Below are 1,588 nucleotides of genomic sequence, written 5' to 3' on the forward strand. Positions count from 1 at the left end.
AGACACTTCTCACAGTGAGGACATTTGAGAATGACATCTTTAGAGTAACGATTCTTCGAATTAAATAAAGCAGAACAGACTTTGCACTGATATTGTCCGTGCACACCATTATTCTTATAGAGATAGTTATGGGGCGCATGACACTTAGCGCAACGTACATGTTCAGGAACTTCAGAAGATGACTTGTGGCGACGAACAGGTTTGATCGGTTTACCTGCCTCCACGGCCTGTTTTAGAAGGTATTTATAGTACGCCCGTTCAATCTTTACAACTTTCGGTGGGTCATCAAGGGTCAATTTGTTGTAATCAAGCTTTGTGATATCGGTCCCTTTAGGTGGTCGATCACCCGCATCTTCAAGCCAAGTAATATAATCGTTTAAAAGTTGAATTAAACTGTTTTGCCACTTGATTTTATTAACTAAATACATGATAATCNTATTGATTAAGGAGAGGTATATATGAAAAAAGTAGTTAATTTATTCACAGTCTCTTTATTATCAACATTTCTCTTTACAGGGTGTGATTCAAATGATGCAGAAAACCCTGAAAACGGTGCTGTTGAGGATAATCAATCAGATGAGACAATTGATACAAATGAAAACGATGAAAATGCAATTGTTTCCATAGTCATACAGGAAAATGGAGAAGCAATAGAAGGATGGGAACAAGAAGTAGAAGTAGAAGAAGGAATGACTTTATTAGAGGTTATGCATGAGAACTATGATGTAGAAGATGATGGGGGATTCATTACATCTATTGAGGAATTGTCTCAGGATGAAGAGGAAGGAAACTGGTGGTTATTTGATATTAACGGTGAAATGGCGCCAGCTGGAGCAGGAGACACTCATCTCGAAGATGGAGATGAAGTCGTATGGAATTTAGGCGGAATGGACTAATGGCTTCCGCTCATCCCGCAAGGAGAGTTGCTATATTGTCAATGATGGTTGCAGTTAGTCACGTCGGACGTCTGATTTTCCAGTTTTTACCGAATGTTCAGCCGGTGACTGCAATATTGATTATTTTGACATTGTCGATGGGAATGGCAGACGGATTGATAGTTGCTGTTCTATCTATTCTGATTTCCAACTTAACCCTCGGGATGGGTATTTGGACAGTTGCTCAAATCGTATCATATTTTATAATTATTCTGATCACAGGAGCTGTAGTTAGACCGATATATCAAAAACTTCCTGAATGGACTATGATTATGTACACTGCGGTTACTGGTTTATTATATGGCTTTGTTATTTCAGTTATCATGACATATCTGCTTGGACTGGAGAGTTTCTGGATATATTATTCATTTGGTATTCCTATGGATATCATGCACGCACTTGGTAATGGGGCATTTTACTTCATACTTTCACCGGTCTTATATCCCCTTATTGCCAAGGGTTTAAAATTAAAAAAAATTTCTAAACGTGGAAATGAGAATAATTAAGACCACAAAAAATATATTTCACCTGAATTATTCATACCTCTAAATGTGGATAACTATTTCTATTAAACTCACTGCTTTTTTAGACATTTTTAAGTATTAACTGTCTATCATGCCACTTTATATCCTTCTCGATTAGATCGAAAACAA

2 protein-coding genes and 1 pseudogene are annotated in these 1,588 nt (G+C 37.1%); 2 read left to right on the plus strand and 1 reads right to left on the minus strand.

Translation table 11 applies throughout. From position 1 onward, the window contains the following. Positions 1–428: pseudogene (locus ACYVLS_RS02880) on the minus strand (hypothetical protein); the annotation flags it as partial. Positions 429–458: 30 nt separating this feature from the next. Here ACYVLS_RS02880 and ACYVLS_RS02885 point away from each other — a divergent pair. Next, a complete protein-coding gene (locus ACYVLS_RS02885) occupies positions 459–896 on the plus strand; it encodes a DUF4430 domain-containing protein (protein WP_346025111.1) in 438 nt (145 codons plus the stop codon). Beyond that, on the plus strand, positions 896–1,441 hold the full coding sequence (locus ACYVLS_RS02890) for an ECF transporter S component (protein ID WP_346025114.1): 546 nt from the start codon (positions 896–898) through the stop codon (positions 1,439–1,441). The genes ACYVLS_RS02885 and ACYVLS_RS02890 overlap by 1 nt, the downstream gene beginning before the upstream one ends. Positions 1,442–1,588 lie beyond the last annotated feature (147 nt).

Source organism: Alkalibacterium psychrotolerans (assembly GCF_054784355.1).